A 14,708-nucleotide genomic window follows, 5' to 3' on the forward strand; every position below is an offset into this window, starting at 1 on the left:
ACCCCACCGCGCAGCGCGGTAATCGTCCGGTCCCAGGATTTCTCCCCACCGCCCGAGGGCACCCGGAGACCGTCACCGCGGAGTTCCGCAGCGCACGGCGGAAGAGCGTTCCGTCTCCATCCCGTTCCGTGTCCGCAGCGATACCCGCCGCTCGCCGCGCGACCCGCCGCACCGCCGGCTTTGCGGACGTTCGGCCGTACGCCGCCGTACGCCCCCATTCCCGGCAGTGCTGCCCGTCCGCCCGGTGGCCGGCCCGCGAAGGAGCTTGCCATGTCCATGATCCGCGACCTGCGAGCGGCGGTGCGCCCGTCGTTCCGTCCCTCCCTGCGCAAGGGACACCCCTACCCGGGCGCGGCCGTCCCGCCCGGCTGCCCCGACGCCCCGAGCGCCGTGGTGGACTGCGCCGTCTACCAGGACGGCCGCCGCAGCCGCGACCGCCTCTCCCCCGCCGCCGCCGTGGAGCGGGTGCGCTCCGAGGGCGGCTTCGTCTGGATCGGCCTGCACGAGCCGACGGAGGCCGAATTCGCCGGTATCGCCCGGGAGTTCGAGCTGCACCCGCTGGCCGTCGAGGACGCCGTCCACGCCCACCAGCGGCCGAAGCTGGAGCGCTACGACGACACCCTCTTCACCGTCTTCAAGACCATCCACTACGTGAAGCACGCCGAACTCACCGCCACCAGCGAGGTCGTGGAGACCGGCGAGGTCATGTGCTTCACCGGCCGGGACTTCGTCATCACCGTCCGGCACGGCGGCCACGGGTCCCTGCGGGGCCTCCGCCACCGGCTGGAGGACGACCCGGAACTGCTGGTCAAAGGGCCCTCCGTGGTGCTGCACGCCATCGCCGACCAGACCGTCGACGGCTACATCGCGGTCGCCGACGCCGTGCAGGACGACATCGACGAGGTCGAGATCGATGTCTTCAGCTCGGCGCCGGCCGGCGGCGGGACGCGCGGCGGAACCCGCGGCGGCGACGCCGGGCGCATCTACCAGCTCAAGCGCGAGGTCCTGGAGTTCAAGCGGGCGGTCTCGCCCCTGCTGCGGCCGATGCAGCTGCTCAGCGAGCGGCCGATGCGGATGGTCGACCCGGAGATCCAGACCTACTTCCGGGACGTCGCCGACCACCTCGCCCGGGTCAACGAGCAGGTGGTCTCCTTCGACGACCTGCTCAACTCGATCCTCCAGGCCAACCTGGCGCAGGCGACCGTCGCGCAGAACGAGGACATGCGCAAGATCACGGCCTGGGCAGCCATCATCGCCGTCCCCACCATGATCTGCGGGGTCTACGGCATGAACTTCTCCTACATGCCGGAGACCGACTGGAAGTACGGCTATCCCGTGGTGATGGCGGCGATCGCCGGGATCTGTCTCACCATGTACCGGCTCTTCAAGCGCAACGGCTGGCTGTGACCGCCCGCCGCGGCTGCGTAGGCTGGCGGGCATGACAAGCACGCAGGGGCAGACGGGGGCGCCGGCGACGCCGCTGGAACGCGCGATCGTCGAGGAGGCCGCGAAGAAGTCCGCGCTGGTCTGGGTGCGGGGCTCCGAGGGCCCGGACCGCGCCCTGTGGCACGTCTGGCACGAGGGCGCCGTGTGCGTGGTCGGCGACGGCCCCGGCGAGCAGCCGCTCACCGGGCTCGGCCGGGCGGACGGCGCCCGCGCCACCGTGACGGTGACCGTGCGGAGCAAGGACAAGGGCGGGCGGCTGGTCTCCTTCGAGGCCGCCGTCGCCGAACTCCCGCCCCATTCCGGGGAGTGGGCCGCGGCCGTGGCCGAGCTCAAGGGCAAGCGGCTCAACGCGCCCGACTCCGAGACCATCACCGAGCGGTGGGCGCGCGAGTGCCGGGTGCTGCGGCTGACCCCGGCCGGCGGTCCGGCGCCGCTGCCGGACGGTTCGCTGGCCGCGGCCCCGCCGGCCACGCCCGCCACCACCCGGCGGGCGGCGCCGGGCGCGCTGCCGAAGCTGCTGCTGCGCGGGCGCGGGCGCCGCTGACGCGGAGCGGGACGGGCCGAGGGAAGCGGGCCGGGGGAGCGCGCCGAGCAGAACGGGGCGTACGGGACGTACGGCGCGGCGGCGCGGCGGCCGTGCCTCCGTCACTCCGTGGTGATCTCCTGCCCGTAGTCGACGATGTCGTCCTTCTCCGGGGCCTTGAGCCCGAAGTCCTTGTTCCAGTCGGTGAGCCGGAGAACCCCCGCGTCCCCGGCCCGCTGGAAGCGCAGCGGATACGGCGTGCCCTCCAGGGAGACGTCGATGGTGCCGCCGGTGCCGCCACCGGCGGCCACCCGTATCGCGCGGACGCCGCCGATCTCCGTGCGCTCCCCCTTGGACCGGTCGCCGTGCAGGACGAGCAGCCCGTCGAGCAGCACGCTCATGTCGGTGAACCCGGTGAACTGCTGGTACGCGGGGTCGGCCGGGGGCACCTTGACGTACTTGTCGTCGAGTTTCCCGGCCGCCTCGGCGTCGGCCTTGCTCGGCTTCTCCTGCTGGCTCTTCCAGAACGCCGCGTCGGCCTTGAGGTAGAGGTCCTTCTTCACGCGCAGCAGTTCGAAGGTGCTGGAGCCGGTGGTGACCCGGCCGCTGCCGCCGTCCTCCCTGAGCCGCATGTCGAGCTCGTACGTCCGGCCCTTGCTCACGACGTTGCCGGACAGCCGGACGGCGTCGGCCGCGTCCGCCGCCTTGATGGCCCGGCCCTCGATCTTCTTGGCGGAGAGCTTGCCGACCCCGTTCGTTCCCGCGTCCGGATCCTCCTCCTCCGCGGAGCATCCCGTGAGGGCCGCGGTGAATCCCAGCAACACCGCGGCCACAGACGCCGCGTAGCGTGTGCGGGGGGCGGCGGCCGTGGTCCGGAGATGTGCGGTCACGTCGGTTGTGCCTCCTGAGTGCGGGGGAACTGGACGGCAGCGTACCGGTGCTGTCCAGGCCCCCCGGCGGGCCCGCGGGCCGCCGCCGGCACCACGGCGGGCGGGACCGGGGCACGTTAGCCTGAACCCAGTCATCAGCCCGTTTTTCCCGGCAAAGGAGACCCGCGCCATGGCGTCAGGCACCCCCCGGGTGTTCGTCTCGCACCTCGCGGGTGTCCCGGTGTTCGATCCCAATGGCGACCAGGTGGGGCGGGTCCGGGACCTCGTGGCGATGCTGCGGCTGGGGAACAGACCGCCGAGGCTGGTCGGTCTGGTCGTCGAGGTGGTCAGCCGGCGGCGCATCTTCGTGCCCATGACCCGGGTGACCGGCGTCGAGTCGGGGCAGGTGATCACCACCGGTGTGGTGAACATGCGCCGCTTCGAGCAGCGGGCGACCGAGACCCTGGTGCTCGGCGAACTGCTCGACCGGCGCGTGCGCCTGGTGGAGAGCGGTGAGGAGGTGACGGTGCTCGACGTGGGGATCATCCAGCTCCCGGCCCGCCGCGACTGGGAGATCGACAAGGTGTTCGTCCGGCGCGGCAAGGGCGGCGCCCTGCGGCGGCGCGGGGAGGCGCTGACCGTCGACTGGTCGGCCGTCACCGGCTTCTCCCTGGAGGAGCACGGCCAGGGCGCCGCCAACCTGCTCGCCACCTTCGAACAGCTGCGCCCGGCCGACCTGGCCAATGTGCTGCACCACCTCTCCGCCAAGCGCCGCGTGGAGGTCGCCTCGGCCCTCGACGACGACCGCCTCGCCGACATCCTCGAGGAACTCCCGGAGGACGACCGGGTGGAGATCATGGGCAAGCTCAAGGAGGAGCGCGCCGCGGACGTCCTGGAGGCGATGGACCCGGACGACGCCGCCGACCTGCTCTCCGAGCTGCCCGAGCGCCACAAGGACCGGCTCCTCGCCCTGATGCAGCCGCAGGAGGCCGCCGGCGTCCTGCGGCTGATGTCGTACGAGGAGCGCACGGCCGGCGGTCTGATGACCACCGACCCGATCGTGCTGCGCCCGGACGCGACCGTCGCCCACGCGCTGGCCCGGGTCCGCAACAGCGACCTCTCCCCCGCGCTGGCCGCCCAGGTGTACGTCACCCGGCCGCCGGACGAGACCCCCACCGGCAAGTTCCTCGGCACCGTGCACTTCCAGCGCCTGCTGCGCGACCCGCCGTTCACCCTCGTCGGCTCCATCGTCGACAAGGACCTGCAGCCGCTGCGCCCCGAGACCCCGCTGACCGAGATCACCAGCTATCTCGCCACCTACAACCTGGTCGCGGCCGCCGTCGTCGACGAGGGCGGTTCGCTGCTGGGCGCGGTGACCGTCGACGACGTCCTCGACCACCTGCTCCCGGAGGACTGGCGGGAGACGGAGTTCCACGGGCCGGCCGGCATCGAGAACCTGTCCGGAGGCAGCCGATGAGCACGACCGAACGCACCCGCCTCGACCAGCCGCGGGCCCCCCGCCGCAGCCTGATGCCCGAGTACGACCCGGAGGCCTTCGGCCGCGTCTCCGAGAAGATCGCGCGGTTCCTCGGCACCGGGCGGTTCATCGTCTGGATGACGGTCGTCATCGTGCTGTGGCTGCTGTGGAACACCTTCGGCCCGGCCGCGCTGCGCTTCGACGAGTACCCGTTCATCTTCCTGACGCTGATGCTCTCCCTGCAGGCGTCCTACGCCGCGCCGCTGATCCTGCTCGCGCAGAACCGGCAGGACGACCGGGACCGGGTCAACCTCGAACAGGACCGCAAGCAGAACGAGCGCAGCATCGCGGACACCGAGTATCTGACCCGGGAGATCGCCGCCCTGCGGATGGGCCTGGGCGAGGTCGCCACCCGGGACTGGATCCGCTCCGAGTTCCAGGACCTGCTCAAGGAGCTGGAGGGCCGTACGGCGGCCGGCGAGCGCTCCGCGGAGCGCTGACGGCGGGGCCGGGGCACCGCCCCGCTCCCGTCCGGGCCCGGACCGCCGCGCGGCCCGCCGCCCGGCCCGTCCCGCTCCCGTCCGCGCCCGTCCGCGCCCCGGCTCCGGGAACTGTGACGCACCTCCCGGACCGGCCGTCCGCACAGCCGCGCGGGCGCCGTACCATCGACGGTATGGCTACCGACACTCCCCCCGTCTCCACGCCCTCCGAGGAGGCGGTGCGCGCCGCCCTCGCGACGGTCAACGACCCGGAGATCCACCGCCCCATCACCGAGCTCGGGATGGTCAAGTCGGTGGACATCGCCGCCGGCGGCTCCGTCGCGGTCGGCGTGTATCTGACGGTGTCCGGCTGCCCGCTGCGCGACACGATCACCCGCGAGGTGACCGAGGCGGTCTCCGCCGTCGAGGGCGTCACCTCGGTGAGCGTCGAGCTGGACGTGATGAGCGACGAGCAGCGCAAGGAGCTGGCCGCCGCGCTCCGCGACGGCAAGGCCGAGCGCGAGGTGCCCTTCGCCAAGCCCGGCTCGCTCACCCGCGTCTACGCGGTGGCCTCCGGCAAGGGCGGTGTCGGCAAGTCCTCGGTGACGGTCAACCTCGCCGCGGCGATGGCCGCCGACGGACTGAAGGTCGGGGTCGTCGACGCCGACATCTACGGCCACTCGGTGCCCCGCATGCTGGGTACGGAGGCCCGTCCGACCCAGGTCGAGGACATGATCATGCCGCCCTCGGCGCATGGCGTGAAGGTCATCTCCATCGGCATGTTCACCCCCGGCAACGCCCCCGTGGTGTGGCGCGGACCGATGCTGCACCGGGCGCTCCAGCAGTTCCTCGCGGACGTCTTCTGGGGCGACCTCGACGTGCTGCTGCTCGACCTGCCGCCGGGCACGGGCGACATCGCCATCTCCGTGGCGCAGCTCGTCCCCGGCGCGGAGATCCTGGTGGTCACCACGCCCCAGCAGGCGGCGGCCGAGGTCGCCGAGCGGGCCGGCTCCATCGCCGTGCAGACCCATCAGAAGATCGTCGGTGTGGTCGAGAACATGTCCGGGATGCCCTGCCCGCACTGCGACGAGCTGGTGGACGTCTTCGGCAGCGGCGGCGGTGAGCGGGTCGCCGAGGGGCTGACCCGGACCACCGGTGCGAACGTGCCAGTGCTCGGCACCATCCCGATCGACGTCCGGCTGCGCGAGGGCGGCGACGACGGCCGTCCGATCGTGCTCACCGACCCCGAGTCCCCGGCCGGCAGCGCGCTGCGCTCGATCGCGGGCAAGCTCGGCGGCCGCAAGCGCGGGCTGTCGGGGATGGCGCTGGGCATCACCCCGCGCAACAAGTTCTGAGCCCCGCGGACTCCCGGCCGTCCGGGAGCTTCCGCGCCGCGGGCCCCGTTCCGCCGCCCCTGGTACGGGGGCGGCGGAACGGGGCCCGCGGCCGTTCTCCGTTCAGCCGTTCAGCCGTTCAGCCGGCGTATCCGGCGATGTCCTTGATCACCGAGAAGCCCAGTCCGTAGGGGCTCATGCCGCGTCCGTACGCGCCGAGCAGCACGCCGCCCGGCGCCTCGCCCGCCAGCACCCAGCCGTACTCGGACTCGCGGTGGCGGAAGGGCGTCGGCACCCCGTCGACCGGCAGCGACAGCACCGACCAGGCCGGGCCGTCCAGGTCGTCGGCGAGCTCCCAGGCGATCGCCGTCTGCTGCTCCAGCCAGTCCTCGCGGAGCGAGCGCTCCATCTGGTTGGGCCAGGTGCGGGACAGCAGCCCCGAGCCGGCGAGCCAGGCGGCCGAGGAGACCGAGGTGGCCTCCAGGGTGCCGGTGCCGTCGGCGCTGCTGCGCACGGGCCGGTCGGCCACCGTGACGACGATCACGAAGCGCTGGTCCCGTTCCTCGGTCTCCGCCCGGTACGAGGGGACCTCACCGTGCCCGGTGGAGCCGTGCTCGACCGTACCGTCGGCGGCGGTCCCCACGCCGGTCAGCCAGCGGGGGCCGGTGAACGCCTCGTCCAGGCCGTACCACGGGAAGTCGGCCCGCAGATACCCGTCCGCCGGGCGGGATTCCAGGACCCTCCGGGCCCTGTCCCGGGCCACCGCCCCGGAGCCCCCGGCCTCCTCCAGCGCTCCCTGCGCCCCTGCCCGGCTCGTCGTCTCCATCTGCGTGGTCCTTCCTCATTGCCCCGTTGCCGAAGGGCGAACCGCCGAGCGGGCGGGCTGACCCCGGACACAGGGAGGATAACCACACCAGTCGTTTCGTTCGGACATATGGCTGGTTCAGGTGGCATCCACATCGAAGGGCGGACGCTCGCCCGGCTCCAGCCCGTCCCGCTTCCGCAGCAGGTCGGGGCCGCCGCCCGCGCTCCCCGTACCACCCGGGGACTTCTCCAGGGAGAGACGGGAACCACTCGCGGAGTCGCCGCCGGACGCGTCACCGTCCCGGCCGTTGACGGCGTCCGCCACCTCGTTCATCTCCTTGCGGAGGTCGAGGCTGCTGCGGATCTCCTTGATCCCGAGCTCGTCGTTCTCCAGGAGCTGCTTGCGGACGAAGTTCTTCGGGTTCAGGTCGTCGAATTCGAAGTCCTTGAACTCGGGGCCCAGTTCCGAGCGGATATCCGCCTTGGCGCTCTCCGAGAAGTCCCGGATCTTCCGAATGAAGCGCGAGGTGTCCTGGATCACCTTGGGCAGCTTCTCCGGGCCGAAGACGAGCACCGCGAGGATCACGAGCGCCACGAGCTCCAGTGCGCCTATGTCGTTGAACACCGTGCAGCTCCTTGGGACGTCCACGGCCCGCTTGTCGGGTGGGTCTCCGCCGCCGTGGACGGTGGGGGAACGAGGTCGGGGCCCGTCCACGGTACCCGGCGGTGCGGGGTGGACGGTACTGCCCGGGGAACGGCACGGTGAAGCCCCGGCGTCCCCCGGGGGGCGGTTTCCGGCAGGCGCGGCCGCGCCGTGCGGAGCGGCCGCGGCCCGGCCGTCATCGGTCGTCGCTCGCCGACCCGAGGGTCAGCCGCAGCGTGCGCTCCCGGCCGTCCCGCTCCAGGGTGAGCTCCAGCCGGTCGCCGGGACGGTGCGCGCGGATCTTCACGATCAGCTCCTCGCCGTTGTGCACCCGGGCGCCGTTCACCGCGGTGATGACGTCACCGGCCCGGATGCCCGCCCTGTCGCCCGGGCCGTCGGGGGTGACCGCGGGACGGTCGCCGTCGTCCACGCCGACCCGGGCGCCGTCGCCCGTGAAGCGCATGTCGAGGGTGACCCCTATCACGGGGTGGGTGGCCCGGCCGGTGTTGATCAGCTCCTCGGCGACCCGCTTGCCCTGGTTGACCGGGATGGCGAAGCCGAGGCCGATGCTGCCGCCCTGGCTGGCGCCGAGACCCGTCTCGTCGTCGGCGGCCCGGATCGCGCTGTTGATGCCGATGACCCGGCCCTCCCCGTCCATCAGCGGGCCGCCGGAGTTCCCGGGGTTGATGGGCGCGTCCGTCTGGATGGCGTCCACATAGCTGACGTCGCTGCCCCCGTCGTCCCCGCCCCCCGCCGTGATCGGGCGCTCCTTGGCGCTGATGATGCCGGAGGTGACGGTCCCCGCGAGGTCGTACGGGGCGCCGATCGCGACGACCGGGTCGCCGACGCGGACCGAGTCGGAGTTGCCGAGCCGCAGCGGACGCAGCCCCCGGACGCCGGAGACCCTGACCACCGCGAGGTCGTAGCCGCTGTCGCGGCCGACGATCTCCGCCTCGGCCGTCGTGCCGCCGCTGAACGTCACGGAGATGTCGCCGCCCGACGCCGCCGCCTCCACGACATGGTTGTTGGTCAGGATGTGGCCCCGCCGGTCGAGGACGAAGCCGGTGCCCGTCCCCTCCTTGCCGCCGCCCTTGACGTGGAAGGTCACCACACCGGGCAGCGCGGCCTCGGCGATGCCCGCGATGCTGCGGGGGTCGCGGGGGCGGTCCTCGGCGGGCGCCTGCGGCAGCGCGACGTCGACCACGCCGCCGTTGCGTTCGATGTACGCGCCGACGCCGCCGCCGATGCCTCCGGCCACCAGCGTGAGCAGCAGCGCGCCGGCCAGCAGGGCGCCCCGGGAGGGGCTCCGGCGAAGGCGCGCGGCGGGCTCCGGCCCGTCCGGGGAGGGGAAGGCAGTCCCGGTGACCGGGGAGCCGGGAGCGCGCCAGGGGTCGTACCGCTCCCAGTGCCCGCCGGTTCCCCCCGCCGACGGCGCGGCCGGCGGGACCGGTGCGGCCGGGGGCCCGGCAGCCGGTCCGGCGGGAACGGGCGCGGGCGCCGGCCCCGGCGAGGCACCGCCGGTTGCCGGGGACGACGGCGCCGCGCCCTCCGATGCCGCGTCACCAGCCGGTGCGGGGGCGGCGGGAGAGGCCGCGGGCTCGGTCGCGGCGGCGGGTGCGGCGGCGGGTGCGGCGGCGGGTGCGGAGCCCTCCCCGGCCGGGGCACCGGCGGCCGGTACGGGCGGGCCCTGCGGCGGCACGGCGGGTTCCGCGGCGGGCGGCGGCACGGTGCCATCCGCCCCGGCCGGCGGTACGGCCGCGGGGAGCCGGCCGGCGGCCGCGTCCTCCGCGCCCGTCCCGCCCGGCGGCGGAGGGACCGCCTTCTCCGCCGGCAGGGCCGTGCCCCGGGCCGGGGTCACCGCCGGACGCTGGACCGGCGGCGCGGGGGCCCAGGGGCCGGGGGTGCCGTAAGGCGGGGTGCTGTAGGGATCGGACGGGTGCCCCGGCTCCCCGGCGGGCCGTTCCGCGTCCGGGGCGGACGGGACCGGCGCGGGCGGTGGCACGGAGGGCGGCGCGGGGAGTCGCTCCGGGGGCACCCCGGGAGCCGGAGGGCCGGAAGGGGGGACGGGATCGGCCGGGGTGCCCGGGCCGCTCGCGGCGGGCGGGGCGGCGGGGGGCGGCTCGGTGACGGGGGGCCGCTCGGGGTCCGGTGCCGGATCGGGGGCGGTGCCGCCCCGCGGGCGGCTCCACCACTGCGGCTTCGGGCCGGTGGCCTTGCCCTGGTTCATGTTCTCCCCACAGTCCGTCCGCGGCGCGAGCCGCCCGCGGTCCACCGTGCGATTCAACCAGGTTCGCGCGCCGCTCCGCAGGGTCCGGTTCCGGCCGGTCCGGAACGGACGGCTCAGCGGGCGGCGGGCGGCAGGAAGGCGGTGGCCGTGGCGCCGCCCGCGAGCGGCGCCACCCGGTTCCCCGGTTCGGGGGTCCGCGTCGGCGCGGAGGGCCCGGTGAGCGTCGTCGGGGAGGGGGAGAGCGCCGGACCGCCGAGCGGGGAGCCCGGGAGCCCGTCGCTCAGCCGGGCGTTCATGAGGTGGCGTATGAGCGGCGAGAGCGCGGCGTCGGCGGGGAGCAGCGGAGCGGGCCGGCTCAGCGCCTGTTCCGGGTGGGTGGTCGGCGTGGGCGTCACCGGGCCGGCCGGTGCGGCGGACTGCGGGAGGTCCACGCTGGTGGCGCCGCCGGAGCGGCCGGAACCGTTCCCCGCGGCGACCGAGGCGGCGACCACGTCGCCGGCCCCCGCGGTGCCGGGCCGGTCCGCCGCGCCCGCGGTGTCGGCCCGGCCTCGCGGACCGTCCACCGCCGCTTCCAGCGGAAGGGCACCGCCGAGCGCGAAGGCGGCCAGCGACACCGCTCCCGCGGCGGCGAAGGCGAAACGGCGGCTGCGCTGCTGATGACCCTGGCGCACACCCGGCGCCAGGGCGGAGGCGGAGGGCTCGGGGCGGCGGGCGAACTCGTGGACGCGGAAGCCGCTCCGCCGGGCCCCGCCGGACACGGCCACGGCGGCCTCGGCCCCGCCGCCGGTGAACCAGTCGCCCGGTGCGGACCGGCCGGGCCGTGGGCCGCGCTCGGCGGGGGAGGACACCGGGCCGCCGAACGGGCCGTCCGGGCTCTCCGGTGATCCGTCTCCCGCGGGCAGGCTCTGCAGGCGCGCGAGCAGCCCCGCCGACGGCGGCGGGGGGGCCGCCTCGGCGAAGACGTTCTTCAGCCGCCGCTGGGCGTCGGCCTCGGCCCGGCACTTGCAGCAGGTGGCGAGATGGGCGAGCACCCGCTCGCGCATGTCGTGACCGAGCTCCCCGTCCACCAGCGCGGCGAGACGGTCGCCCAGATGCTGCTCGGCGGGGCTCGCACCGCCCGATCCGGTCACGCCGTCCCGACCTCTCCTCCGAGTCCTCCCTGTCCCGGGAGCGCGGTGGCGAAGGCGCGCTGCTCGGCACGGGCCGCGGGCGACCGGTGCCGGAGCGCCTTGCGCAGGTGGGAGCGGCCGCGGTGGATGCGGCTGCGCACGGTGCCGAGCTTCACGCCGAGGGTGGCGGCGATCTCCTCGTAGGACAGCCCCTCGATGTCGCACAGCACGACGGCGGCGCGGAACTCGGGGGCCAGGGTGTCCAGCGCCTGCTGCACGTCGGCGTCGAAGTGGGCGTCGTGGAAGTGCTGCTGCGGGGAGGGCTCGCGGCTGGGGAGCCGCTCGGCGGCGTCGTCCCCGAGGGCGTCGAAGCGGATGCGCTGCCGGCGGCGGACCATGTCCAGGAAGAGATTGGTCGTGATCCGGTGCAGCCAGCCCTCGAAGGTGCCGGGGGTGTAGGTGGACAGCGAGCGGAAGACGCGGACGAAGACCTCCTGGGTGAGGTCCTCGGCGTCGTGCTGGTTTCCCGTCAGGCGGTAGGCCAGGCGGTAGACCCGCGCGCTGTGGGTGCTGACGATCTCCTCCCAGCTGGGAGGGGTCCACGCGGGGGACTCCCCCTCACCGAACGACGCCGTCGTGGAGAAGGTCGCGGTGGCGGTGGAGTCGGCGGGACGCGGACGGTCAGCGGTGTCGGTCACGGATTTCGGCTCACCGGAGTACCTGCGGAGGCGGCGGAGCACCCCCCGGTCACCGGCTGCAGCCGCACCTCCCCTGGTGGCTCTGGTGGTGTCCAGTGGAGCACCTACCATAGCCAGCTCGCCCGTTAGCTCCGGATAAGCTTCCTTGACCCGCTTTTCGGTCACCGCTCTCCCGACCCCTTTCCTTCTCCCCGCTGGGCTAACGTCCGGTCCCATCAGCGGGTTCCCGAGGGCAGCGGATACAGTCACCGTTGCGTCGACTACGGGGACAGGAGAGGGCCATTACCGGCAACCGGCAGACGAGCTGGGCGTTCGCCGATGCGTTCGTCGCCGAGGACGAGACCCTGCTCTGGGCCCGGGACCGGGCCCGCGAGGCGGGGCTCCGCTCGGTGTCGGCCGGCACCGGTGCCGCCCTGCGCCTGCTCGCCGCCACGGTGGACGCCAAGGCCGTGGCGGAGATCGGCACCGGCACCGGCGTCTCCGGGATCCATCTTCTGCACGGCATGCGGCCGGACGGCGTGCTCACGACTGTGGACACCGACCCCGAGTGCCAGCAGTTCGCGCGCCAGGCCTTCCGCGCGGCCGGCTTCGCCGCCAACCGCGCCCGCTTCATCCCCGGCCACGCGCTGGACGTGCTGCCCCGGCTGGCCGACGGCGGTTACGACCTCGTCTTCTGCGACGGCGACCGCGCCGAGTGCCTCGACTACCTCGATGAATCGTTGCGCCTGCTCCGCCCCGGCGGTCTGGTGGTCTTCGAGGGCGTCTTCGCCCACGGCCGCACCATGGACGCCTCGGCCCAGCCGCTGGAGGTGCAGCGGCTGCGCGAACTGCTGCGCACCGTGCGGGAGAGCACGGTGCTGCTCTCCTCGCTGCTCCCGGTCGGCGACGGCCTGCTCTGCGCGGTCAAGCGCGGCCCGTAGGCCCGGCGCGCTTTCCGCCCCGCCCGGCCCCCGCCCCGGACACGCCACCGCCCCGGACAGGAGCCGGTACCGGAGTACGCGGCTCCCGCCGGGGCGGCGGGACGAGTGTGGTGACCCGGCCTCAGCCGACGACCTTCTTCAGAGCGTCGCCCAGCGCATCGGCCTCGTCGGGTGTGAGTTCGACGACGAGCCGACCGCCGCCTTCGAGCGGAACGCGCATGACGATGCCCCGCCCCTCCTTGGTCACCTCGAGCGGGCCGTCGCCCGTCCGCGGCTTCATGGCCGCCATGCTCGTTCCCCTTCCTGAAACCAGCTCACAGTCAGCCGACGGCCCCTGCTAGGCAGCGTCACCGGCATCGAACAGATTGCTTCCAGGCCATTATCCCGCATCGCGGGACCCGATGACCAACATCGGTCTGCATCGCTTGCACAACGGGCTTCCGCAAATACTGACAATTGGCCCATGCGGCTGCCATACTCCGCCGCCGCCCGGCCTCCCCGGCCGGTCCACCGCCTTGACGCAGGTCACATGTCCGCCGCCGCCCGTCTCCGTCATGCTGTGATCCGACCGCCCACCACCATTCCCACCAGCCCTGACGGAGGTAGCCGGCGATGGCCGACACCGTGCTCCACGAGGTGACCGACGGACTCGCGACGATCACCCTGAATCGTCCCGACGCCATGAACTCCCTGAACACCGAGATCAAGGAGGCCCTGCGGGAGGCCCTCCAGCAGGCCGCGGCGGACTCCGCCGTACGGGCCGTGCTGCTCACGGGCCGGGGCCGGGCCTTCTGCGTCGGCCAGGACCTCAAGGAGCACATCGGCACGCTGGCCGAGGCGCGGGAGTCCGGCGTGGGCAACTCGATGGACACCGTGCGCAGGCACTACAACCCGATCACCGAGGCCATCGCCGGGATGCCCAAGCCCGTGGTCGCCGCGGTCAACGGCGTCGCCGCCGGGGCGGGCGCGGGCTTCGCGTTCGCCGCCGACTACCGGATCGCCGCCGCCACCGCCGCCTTCACCACATCCTTCGCCGGGGTGGCCCTCACCGCCGACTCGGGGGTCTCCTGGACCCTCCCCCGGCTGATCGGCCACGGCCGGGCCGCCGATCTGCTGCTCTTCCCGCGCACCGTGGACGCCCACGAGGCGCTGGACCTGGGCATGGTCAACCGGGTGGTCCCGGCCGACGAGCTCACCGCCGAGGCGGAGGCCGTCGCCCGGAAACTGGCCGGCGGGCCGACCCTCGCCTACGCGGCGCTCAAGGAGTCGATGGCCTACGGGACCACGCACACCCTCGTCGAGACGCTGGCCAAGGAGGACGAGCTCCAGACCCGGGCCGGGGCCTCCGAGGACCACGCGATCGCGGTCGAGGCCTTCGTGCGGAAGGAGAAGCCGCGCTTCACGGGCCGGTGACCCACACCGGAGGCGGGCGCCCCGGAGCCGGTACGCCGGAGCCGGGCCCGGGCCGCGCGGAGGCCGGCCGGGCGGGGCCGGGCCACGCCGTCAGGCCCGGCCGCCCGCCCGCGCGCAGCACTCGGCGAGATGGTCGTTGACGAGCCCGCAGGCCTGCATCAGGGCGTAGGCGGTGGTGGGCCCGACGAAGCGGAAGCCGCGCTTCTTGAGCTCCTTCGCCAGCGCCGCCGACTCGGCCGTGGCGGCGGGGACGTCCGCGAGCGTGCGCGGGGCCGGGCGGGCGGCGGGCGCGTACGACCAGACCAGCGCGTCCAGCTCGCCCTCTTCCCACCGCTCGGCGACCCGGGCGTTGGCCACCGTCGCCTCGATCTTGGCGCGGTTGCGGATGATCCGGGTGTCGCCGAGCAGCCGCTCCACGTCCTCTCCGGTGAACGCGGCCACGCCGGGGATCGAGAAGTTCTTGAAGGCCGCCCGGAAGCCCTCGCGGCGGCGGAGGATCGTCAGCCAGGACAGCCCGGACTGGAACGCCTCAAGGCACAGCCGTTCGAAGAGGGCGTCGTCGCCGTGGACCGGGCGGCCCCACTCGGTGTCGTGGTACGCCACGTACTCCTCGGCGGAGAGGCCCCAGGGGCAGCGGAGCAGGCCGTCCGGGCCGGGGAGCGGCGCGCCCGCCGGTACGGGTTCGGCGGCCGGGCCGGTCACGCGGTCCGCCCGCCGCCGCCCGCCGGGCGGGTGCCGGGGGCCGCGGTGTCCGCCGGGGCGGCGG

Annotated in this window: 15 protein-coding genes; 7 read left to right on the plus strand and 8 right to left on the minus strand. The window is 74.3% G+C overall.

Annotated elements, in window-relative coordinates:
- Positions 1 to 270 precede the first annotated feature (270 nt).
- Positions 271 to 1,407 carry a magnesium and cobalt transport protein CorA gene (locus tag SXIN_RS10225; protein ID WP_019710180.1) on the plus strand — a complete coding sequence of 379 codons (1,137 nt, stop codon included), beginning with the start codon at positions 271 to 273 and terminating at the stop codon, positions 1,405 to 1,407.
- Between the two features lie 31 nt (positions 1,408 to 1,438).
- Positions 1,439 to 1,990 (plus strand): hypothetical protein, encoded by a 552-nt coding sequence (locus SXIN_RS10230; RefSeq protein ID WP_095756895.1) that lies wholly within the window; start codon positions 1,439 to 1,441, stop codon positions 1,988 to 1,990.
- 101 nt (positions 1,991 to 2,091) lie between these two features.
- On the opposite strand, the gene SXIN_RS10235 is transcribed toward SXIN_RS10230, so the two are convergent.
- Positions 2,092 to 2,859 (minus strand): hypothetical protein, encoded by a 768-nt coding sequence (locus SXIN_RS10235; RefSeq protein ID WP_019710182.1) that lies wholly within the window; start codon positions 2,857 to 2,859, stop codon positions 2,092 to 2,094.
- Between the two features lie 169 nt (positions 2,860 to 3,028).
- Between SXIN_RS10235 and SXIN_RS10240 the strand changes: the two genes are divergently transcribed.
- The 3 genes from SXIN_RS10240 (at position 3,029) to SXIN_RS10250 (ending at position 6,149) form a co-directional block, all read left to right on the plus strand.
- Positions 3,029 to 4,315: a magnesium transporter MgtE N-terminal domain-containing protein gene (locus tag SXIN_RS10240; protein ID WP_019710183.1), complete on the plus strand. Its 1,287-nt coding sequence runs from the start codon at positions 3,029 to 3,031 to the stop codon at positions 4,313 to 4,315.
- On the plus strand, positions 4,312 to 4,815 hold the full coding sequence (locus tag SXIN_RS10245) for a DUF1003 domain-containing protein (RefSeq protein ID WP_019710184.1): 504 nt from the start codon (positions 4,312 to 4,314) through the stop codon (positions 4,813 to 4,815). The genes SXIN_RS10240 and SXIN_RS10245 overlap by 4 nt, the downstream gene beginning before the upstream one ends.
- A gap of 173 nt (positions 4,816 to 4,988) precedes the next feature.
- A complete protein-coding gene (locus SXIN_RS10250; RefSeq protein WP_050364023.1) occupies positions 4,989 to 6,149 on the plus strand; it encodes an Mrp/NBP35 family ATP-binding protein in 1,161 nt (386 codons plus the stop codon).
- Positions 6,150 to 6,267: 118 nt separating this feature from the next.
- Here SXIN_RS10250 and SXIN_RS10255 read toward each other — a convergent pair whose 3' ends face one another.
- From SXIN_RS10255 to sigE, 5 genes are all read right to left on the minus strand, one after another.
- Positions 6,268 to 6,954: a hypothetical protein gene (locus tag SXIN_RS10255; protein WP_019710186.1), complete on the minus strand. Its 687-nt coding sequence runs from the start codon at positions 6,952 to 6,954 to the stop codon at positions 6,268 to 6,270.
- A 117-nt stretch (positions 6,955 to 7,071) separates the two neighbouring features.
- The gene (locus tag SXIN_RS10260; protein WP_019710187.1) at positions 7,072 to 7,557 is read right to left on the minus strand and encodes a sec-independent translocase; all 486 of its coding nucleotides are present in this window, start codon (positions 7,555 to 7,557) and stop codon (positions 7,072 to 7,074) included.
- A 214-nt stretch (positions 7,558 to 7,771) separates the two neighbouring features.
- On the minus strand, positions 7,772 to 9,802 hold the full coding sequence (locus tag SXIN_RS10265) for a S1C family serine protease (protein ID WP_095756896.1): 2,031 nt from the start codon (positions 9,800 to 9,802) through the stop codon (positions 7,772 to 7,774).
- Between the two features lie 113 nt (positions 9,803 to 9,915).
- Positions 9,916 to 10,932, minus strand: a complete 1,017-nt coding sequence (locus SXIN_RS10270; RefSeq protein ID WP_095756897.1) for a zf-HC2 domain-containing protein — start codon at positions 10,930 to 10,932, stop codon at positions 9,916 to 9,918.
- The gene (sigE, locus tag SXIN_RS10275) at positions 10,929 to 11,720 is read right to left on the minus strand and encodes an RNA polymerase sigma factor SigE (protein WP_095756898.1); all 792 of its coding nucleotides are present in this window, start codon (positions 11,718 to 11,720) and stop codon (positions 10,929 to 10,931) included. The genes SXIN_RS10270 and sigE overlap by 4 nt, the downstream gene beginning before the upstream one ends.
- Before the next feature lie 140 nt (positions 11,721 to 11,860).
- Here sigE and SXIN_RS10280 point away from each other — a divergent pair, with 140 nt between their 5' ends.
- On the plus strand, positions 11,861 to 12,529 hold the full coding sequence (locus tag SXIN_RS10280) for an O-methyltransferase (RefSeq protein WP_019710190.1): 669 nt from the start codon (positions 11,861 to 11,863) through the stop codon (positions 12,527 to 12,529).
- 121 nt (positions 12,530 to 12,650) lie between these two features.
- Here the strand turns inward: SXIN_RS10280 and SXIN_RS10285 are convergent, their stop codons facing one another.
- The gene (locus SXIN_RS10285; protein WP_003966491.1) at positions 12,651 to 12,818 is read right to left on the minus strand and encodes a DUF3117 domain-containing protein; all 168 of its coding nucleotides are present in this window, start codon (positions 12,816 to 12,818) and stop codon (positions 12,651 to 12,653) included.
- A gap of 323 nt (positions 12,819 to 13,141) precedes the next feature.
- Between SXIN_RS10285 and chcB the strand changes: the two genes are divergently transcribed.
- Positions 13,142 to 13,942, plus strand: coding sequence for a 2-cyclohexenylcarbonyl CoA isomerase (chcB, locus tag SXIN_RS10290; protein WP_019710191.1), 801 nt, complete (start codon positions 13,142 to 13,144; stop codon positions 13,940 to 13,942).
- Positions 13,943 to 14,032: 90 nt separating this feature from the next.
- Here chcB and SXIN_RS10295 read toward each other — a convergent pair whose 3' ends face one another.
- On the minus strand, positions 14,033 to 14,644 hold the full coding sequence (locus SXIN_RS10295; RefSeq protein ID WP_095756899.1) for a DNA-3-methyladenine glycosylase I: 612 nt from the start codon (positions 14,642 to 14,644) through the stop codon (positions 14,033 to 14,035).
- Positions 14,645 to 14,708 lie beyond the last annotated feature (64 nt).

Source organism: Streptomyces xinghaiensis S187 (genome assembly GCF_000220705.2).
GTDB lineage: Bacteria > Actinomycetota > Actinomycetes > Streptomycetales > Streptomycetaceae > Streptomyces > Streptomyces xinghaiensis.